Origin of the sequence: Pandoraea bronchicola (genome assembly GCF_902459805.1) — a bacterium.
Taxonomy (GTDB): Bacteria; Pseudomonadota; Gammaproteobacteria; order Burkholderiales; family Burkholderiaceae; genus Pandoraea; species Pandoraea bronchicola.
The window spans coordinates 167625-174005 of sequence record NZ_CABPST010000013.1; the positions used below are offsets into that span (position 1 = coordinate 167625).

5 protein-coding genes are annotated in these 6381 nt (G+C 63.9%); 2 read left to right on the forward strand and 3 right to left on the reverse strand.

Translation table 11 applies throughout. The annotated features are described in order from the left end of the window. Positions 1-73: 73 nt before the first annotated feature. From paaG to paaN, 3 genes are all read right to left on the reverse strand, one after another. On the reverse strand, positions 74-856 hold the full coding sequence (gene paaG / locus PBR20603_RS20575; protein WP_150561302.1) for a 2-(1,2-epoxy-1,2-dihydrophenyl)acetyl-CoA isomerase PaaG: 783 nt from the start codon (positions 854-856) through the stop codon (positions 74-76). A gap of 51 nt (positions 857-907) precedes the next feature. Then, positions 908-2110: a 3-oxoadipyl-CoA thiolase gene (gene pcaF, locus PBR20603_RS20580; protein ID WP_150561303.1), complete on the reverse strand. Its 1203-nt coding sequence runs from the start codon at positions 2108-2110 to the stop codon at positions 908-910. Between the two features lie 145 nt (positions 2111-2255). Continuing rightward, a complete protein-coding gene (gene paaN / locus PBR20603_RS20585) occupies positions 2256-3950 on the reverse strand; it encodes a phenylacetic acid degradation protein PaaN (RefSeq protein WP_150561304.1) in 1695 nt (564 codons plus the stop codon). Between the two features lie 515 nt (positions 3951-4465). Here paaN and PBR20603_RS20590 point away from each other — a divergent pair. Beyond that, on the forward strand, positions 4466-5242 hold the full coding sequence (locus tag PBR20603_RS20590) for an enoyl-CoA hydratase (protein ID WP_150561305.1): 777 nt from the start codon (positions 4466-4468) through the stop codon (positions 5240-5242). 85 nt (positions 5243-5327) lie between these two features. After that, the gene (locus PBR20603_RS20595) at positions 5328-6131 is read left to right on the forward strand and encodes a basic amino acid ABC transporter substrate-binding protein (protein ID WP_150561306.1); all 804 of its coding nucleotides are present in this window, start codon (positions 5328-5330) and stop codon (positions 6129-6131) included. Positions 6132-6381 lie beyond the last annotated feature (250 nt).

Here is a 6381-nt window from a genome sequence, read left to right on the forward strand (position 1 = left end):
TTGCGTTCTGGCGTGCTTCGGCGTCGCTGCTGTGCTTGTCTCGGTCTTTCCTGGGGGCGCGCAGTGTCGGAAATCAGCGTCCTTCGAACTTCGGCGCGCGCTTCTCGAGGAACGCGTTCACGCCTTCGGCATAGTCGTATGACGCTCCGAGCGCGCGCTGTCCGTCGCGCTCGAGATCGAGCTGCTGGTCGAGCGTGTTGGTGGCCGACGCGTACAGCGCTTCCTTGATGGTCGCGAGGGCCTTGGTCGGTTGCGTCGCCAGTTGTGCAGCAAGCTTCTGCGCTTCGGACTGGAGGGCGTCGTCGTCGACACAGCGCCAGATCAGTCCCCACTGTTCGGCTTGTTCGGCCGACAGCTTGTCGCCGAGCATCGCAAGGCCCATCGCGCGGGCCATACCAATGCGCTGGGGCAGAAACCAGGTGCCGCCGGTATCGGGCAGCAGACCGATCTTCACGAAGGCCTGAAGGAAGTTGACCGACGCCCCCGCGAGCACGATGTCGCAGGCGAGCGCCAGATTGGCGCCTGCCCCCGCGGCGATGCCGTTTACGGCCGCAATCACCGGCAGCGGCATCGCGCGCAACTTGCGCACGAGCGGGTTGAAGTTCTCGTCGATCAGCGCCCCGAGATCGGTCGAGGCACCCGGCGTGAAGTCCAGATCCGCCAGATCCTGACCGGCGCAGAAGCCGCGTCCTGCACCGGTCAGCACAATGGCTCGCGCCCCCTGTGCCTGCGCGGTATCGAGGGCGTCGCGCAACTCCGCATGCATCTGCCGCGTGAAGCTGTTGAGCTTCTCGGGGCGGTTGAGCGTGATCGTCGCGACGTTGGCTTGCAGCGTCAGTTGAACCGTGGCGGTCATCGGTGTCTTCCTCCGGGGTGTCTTGTGATTACGGGGGGGCGAGGCGAGCGATCAGACGCGCTCGATGGCGATCGCAATGCCCTGACCCACGCCAATGCACATCGTGCACAGCGCGTAGCGTCCGCCGGTCCGGTGCAACTGGTACATCGCGGTAGTCACCAGCCGCGCGCCCGAGGCACCCAGCGGATGGCCCAGCGCAATCGCGCCGCCGTTCGGGTTCACGCGGGCGTCGTCGTCGGCAATGCCGAGCTGGCGCAGCACTGCCAGACCCTGGCTCGCGAAGGCTTCGTTCAGCTCGATCACGTCGAACTGATCCAGCGTCATGTTCAATTGCTTGAGCAGCTTGAGCGTGGCCGGGGCCGGGCCGATGCCCATGATGCGCGGCGCCACACCGGCGGTGGCCATGCCGAGCACGCGCGCACGCGGCGTGAGGCCATGCAGCTTGGCCGCGCTTTCGCTGGCGAGCAGCAGCGCACACGAGCCGTCGTTCACTCCCGAGGCATTGCCTGCGGTAACGGTGCCGTCCGGGCGAACCACGCCCTTGAGCTTGGCCAGCGATTCGAGGCTCGTTGCGCGCGGATGTTCGTCACGGTCGACGACGATCGGATCGCCCTTCTTCTGTGCGATAGCGACCGGAGTGATTTCCTGTGCGAGCGTGCCGTCGGCCTGAGCGCGCGCGGCCTTTTCCTGGCTGCGCAGCGCGAAGCGGTCCTGATCTTCGCGGTTGATCTTGAAGTCGTCGGCCACGTTCTCGGCCGTCTCCGGCATCGAGTCCACGCCGTATTGCGCCTTCATCAACGGGTTGATGAAGCGCCAGCCGATGGTCGTGTCGAAAATGGCGGCCTGACGGGCGAACGCGCTATCGGCCTTGCCCATCACGAACGGTGCGCGGGTCATCGACTCGACGCCGCCTGCAATCATCAGCCCGGCTTCGCCTGCCTTGATGGCGCGCGCGGCGCTGCCGATGGCATCCATGCCCGAGCCGCACAGGCGGTTGAGCGTGGCGCCCGGCACGTCGATCGGCAGTTCGGCGAGCAGCGAGCCCATGCGGGCCACGTTGCGGTTGTCTTCGCCCGCCTGATTGGCGCAGCCGTAGATGACGTCGTCGATCAGCGTCCAGTCGACGTTCGGGTTGCGCGCCATGAGCGCCTTGAGGGGAATCGCACCGAGGTTGTCGGCGCGAACATCCTTCAGGGCGCCGCCGTAGCGGCCGATGGGCGTACGGATGGCGTCGCAGATGAAGGCTTCGGTCATGATGTCTCGTTCCTGTCTTTTCGTGGGGCGGGGCGCGGCGTCGGCCGCGCGACGGTGAGTGCCTATGGTAGTGGCTAACCGTCGCGCTGGCCTATGCCGTGAGGTGCTTGCCGTCCCCTCTCTCTATATAGATATGGGGTGGTGCTCAGGCGGCGCCGGCGTCGGACTTGGCCGGCACGTGGCGGCGGCTCTGCACGACGCGGAAGCGATTCGCGACGAAGGCGGCGTCGGCGAGGCTCGCGTTGGCGGCCGGGTTGCCGCCCGTGCCGTGGTAATCCGAGTAGGCGGCGGACTGGTTCACGAACACGCCACCCGTCAGGTTGAGCGACAGGGCAACGCGGCCTTCGATAGCGGCGTCGAGCGCCTGGGCTTCGCCTTCGGCGGTCGTCGTGTATGCCGACAGCGTGAGCGCACCATGTTCGGCGGCGGTGCGGCCGGCCAGCGAGAAGGCTTGTGCGCTGTTGTCGACAGCGATCACGAAGGCGATCGGGCCGAACCACTCGCGGGTGTAGATCGCTTCGTCGGCCACGTCGAGCGCGACGATCAGCGGCGTGCGCACGCGGGCATCGGCGAAGGCCGGGTGCTGGAGCGTCTGGCTGTCGAGCACGACGCGGCCGACCTTGCGGGCTTCGTCGATGCGGGCGAGCACGCCTTCGTTCTGGATTGCGCCGAGCAGTTCGACGGCCTTGGCCGGGTCGCTGCACGTCTTTTGCACGCTGCCCGCGATGGCCGCGACGACTTCGTCGAACGACACTTTGCCGTCCGGCGTCTGGATGCCGTCGCGCGGAATGTAGATGTTCTGCGGTGCGGTGCACATCTGACCCGAGTACAGCGCCAGCGAGAAGCCGATGTTGCGGGCCATGCCCTTCAGGTCGTCGGTCGAATCGATCACGATCTGGTTCACGCCGGCCTTCTCGGTGTAGACCTGCGCCTGACGGGCGTTGGTCTCCAGCCAGTCGCCGTTGGCGGTGCTGCCGGTGAAGTCGATCACGCGCACTTCATTGCGCTTGGCCAGTTGCTGGACGATGGCGCCGTCGTTCGGGTTGGTGGCCGCGAGCGTCACGACATCGGGATCGAAACCGGCTTCTTTGAGGACGTCGCGCGCGATCTTTACGGTGATGGCGAGCGGCAGGATCGCGCCCGGATGCGGCTTGACGATCACGGCATTGCCGGTGGCCAGGCTGGCGAACAGGCCCGGGTAGCCGTTCCACGTCGGGAACGTGCAGCAACCGAGCACCAGTGCCACGCCACGCGGCACGACGGTGTAGCGCTTTTCCATCGCCAACGGCGGGTTCTTGCCTTGCGGCTTCTCCCAATAGGCGTTCGCCGGGATGCGGCGCAGTTCGTCCCAGGCATAGGCCACAGCTTCGAGGCCGCGATCCTGAGCGTGCGGGCCGCCGGCTTGGAAGGCCATCATGAACGCTTGCCCCGTCGTGTGCATCACGGCATTGGCCATTTCGAAGCTGCGCGCGTTCAGGCGCTTGAGAATTTCCAGCGACACGCCGACCCAGGCGTCCGGGGTCGCGGCGCGCCACGATTTGTGAGCGTCACTCACGCGAGCGAGCAGGGTGTCGATCTCGAAACCGGGATAGGTGGTGCCGAGTGCGAAGCCGAAGGGCGAGACCTCCTGACCGGCGCTGCCCGTGCTGCCACGTTGCTCCAGCGGGAATGCGGCATTCAGGTATTGCTTGAAGGCGGCTTCGCCGTCGGCGGCGGCCGTCTCGCCATAAGCCCGCGGGCTCGGCATTTCCGTGAACGGGCTCCAGTAACCACGTGTGGCGATGGCCTGAAGGGCGCGCTCGAGGGTCTCTTGGTGTTTGGCGAAGAGGGGATGAGTCATGGTTGTGGATCTGTCCGTGTCGGGATGCGGCTGGCGGATTCGCTGTCTGCCGGCAGGCACGTTCGTGCAAGGCGCGCGGCAAGACGCAGGGAACGGCACCGGGTCGTCGTCGATATGTCTCATGAACATTAATTGACCGACCGGTTGGTTTGTTAATATAGCACCAAATCTTCCGGGCGTGGCGCACGATGACGCCGGGTTTTCCCCGACGGCCCCGGTAGCGTCCGGGCATGACCGGCGGCGTTCATCGCACCGTGGCCCGGTACGGGTTGATGAGCCGTTTGCATGGCGGAACGAAAGGTGCGTGGCCGGGGGATCGATGGCATCATGCCTAACCACTAGTCGACGCCCGGCGAGCCCCTTACCTTGGTTTGCCGCGTGCGCCGCAGCGCCGTTGCGAACCAATGGCGTGCCTATCGCCTTATGCCTGTTTCCGGTGACTGCTTGGGTGTCATGCCCATGGTGGCGCCGGCCCCCGAATCACAAGACGAGACTTTGACTGGAGGAAGAAGAGGATGACGTACGAGAACATTCTGGTGGAGACGCGCGGCCGCGTCGGTCTGATCACGCTGAATCGTCCGAAGGCGCTCAACGCGCTGAACGATGCGCTGATGGACGAGTTGGGTGCAGCGCTCACCGCCTTCGACGCTGATGAGGCGATCGGTTGCATGGTGATTACCGGTAGCGAGAAGGCGTTCGCTGCGGGGGCCGATATCGGCATGATGTCGAAGTACACGTTTGCGGACGTATTCAAGGGCGACTACATCACGCGCAACTGGGAAACGGTGCGCCGAATCCGAAAGCCGGTGATTGCGGCTGTGTCGGGTTTTGCGCTCGGGGGCGGGTGTGAACTGGCGATGATGTGCGACTTCATCATTGCGGCCGACAACGCAAAGTTCGGTCAGCCGGAGATCAAGCTCGGTGTGATCCCGGGGGCGGGCGGTACGCAGCGTCTTACGCGTGCAGTGTCGAAGGCCAAGGCGATGGACATGTGCCTGACGGCGCGCTTCATGGATGCCACCGAGGCCGAGCGTGCCGGCCTCGTGTCGCGCGTGGTGCCGGCAGACAAGCTGCTCGACGAGGCGATCGGCGCAGCCAATACCATCTGCGAATACTCGCTGCCGGTCGTGATGGCTGCCAAGGAAGCCGTTAACCGTGCGTTCGAATCGACGCTCGACGAAGGTGTGCAATTCGAGCGCCGGATGTTCCATTCGCTGTTCGCGCTCGAGGATCAGAAGGAAGGCATGGCGGCGTTCGTCGAGAAGCGCAAGCCGGTTTTCAAGCATCGCTGATGCCTGTTGCATAAAACCGGGATGACCTCCTGTGTGGAGGTCGTCCTATGATAGTCTGCCGGTTTTTTCAGCAAGGGACGAATCGATGGCGACGAAAAGACGTGCATTTGCGCTGGCCTTGGTCGTGGCCTCAGGGCTGCTGTTGGGTGCCTGCGGGAAGAAGGAAGAATCGGCTTCGGGCCGGTCGGTCGGGCCAGACGGCTCGCAACCTGTGTACGTCGTCGGTTCGGACGCGGCTTATGCGCCGTTCGAGTTTGAGACCGATACCCGGCAGATTGCCGGCTTCGATATCGATGTGATGAAGGCTGTCGCCGACAAGGCGGGCATCTCCATCCGATTCATCAATACGCCGTTCGAGGGCATCTTCAATTCGCTGGTGCAGGGGGATCGCGACATTCTGATTTCGGCCATCACGATTACGGATGAGCGGCGAAAGCAGATGGATTTCTCGACGCCTTATTTCGAGGCGTCGCAATTGATCGCCGTGCCGGCCAACTCGACCGTTCAGAAGTTTGACGACCTGAAATCGATGAAGGTGGGGGTTCAGACGGCCACCACGGGCGATGAAGTCGTGCAGAAGCTCATGGGCAAAAACAATCCGTCGGTCAAGCGCTTCGAGGGTACGCCGCTCGCGATGAAGGAGCTTGAGGCGGGAGGCGTCGATGCGGTGGTGGCGGACAATGGCGTCGTGGTGAACTTCATTGCGAACAATCCGGATGCCAAGCTGCGCACGGTTGCCGATAGCAGCTTCCCGAAGGAGTACTACGGCATTGCGGTGCGCAAGGGCGATGCCGAGTTGCTGGCTAAAATCAACAAAGGGATTGACGCGATTAAGTCTGACGGCACGTACGACGCTATTTTCGAGCGCTACTTCGGCAAGAAGTCCTGACGTCCCACATATATAGGGCATCGGCACCTTCAGGTGCCGATGCCTGACGAAAAGGCCCCGTCCAGACGGGGCTTTTTCATGGGTTTTCAAAATATTTTCACAAAGGGCTTGCCAGGGTTCGGGGTTTTCACTAATATCTCGTCTCTCGCAACGACAGCGACGCAGCGAAAGCGGCGAAGCGGTTGAGGCGACGGGCTGGAAAGCCCGGTGGTTAGTGGTTTTGGAGCTTGTGAGTCGCTACGGCGGCGAA

Coding starts and splice junctions, on each gene's coding strand:
- paaG (WP_150561302.1), bottom strand. CDS start 856: ATGACCGCCACGGTTCAACTGACGCTGCAAGCCAACGTCGCGACGATC.
- pcaF (WP_150561303.1), bottom strand. CDS start 2,110: ATGACCGAAGCCTTCATCTGCGACGCCATCCGTACGCCCATCGGCCGC.
- paaN (WP_150561304.1), bottom strand. CDS start 3,950: ATGACTCATCCCCTCTTCGCCAAACACCAAGAGACCCTCGAGCGCGCC.
- PBR20603_RS20590 (WP_150561305.1), top strand. CDS start 4,466: ATGACGTACGAGAACATTCTGGTGGAGACGCGCGGCCGCGTCGGTCTG.
- PBR20603_RS20595 (WP_150561306.1), top strand. CDS start 5,328: ATGGCGACGAAAAGACGTGCATTTGCGCTGGCCTTGGTCGTGGCCTCA.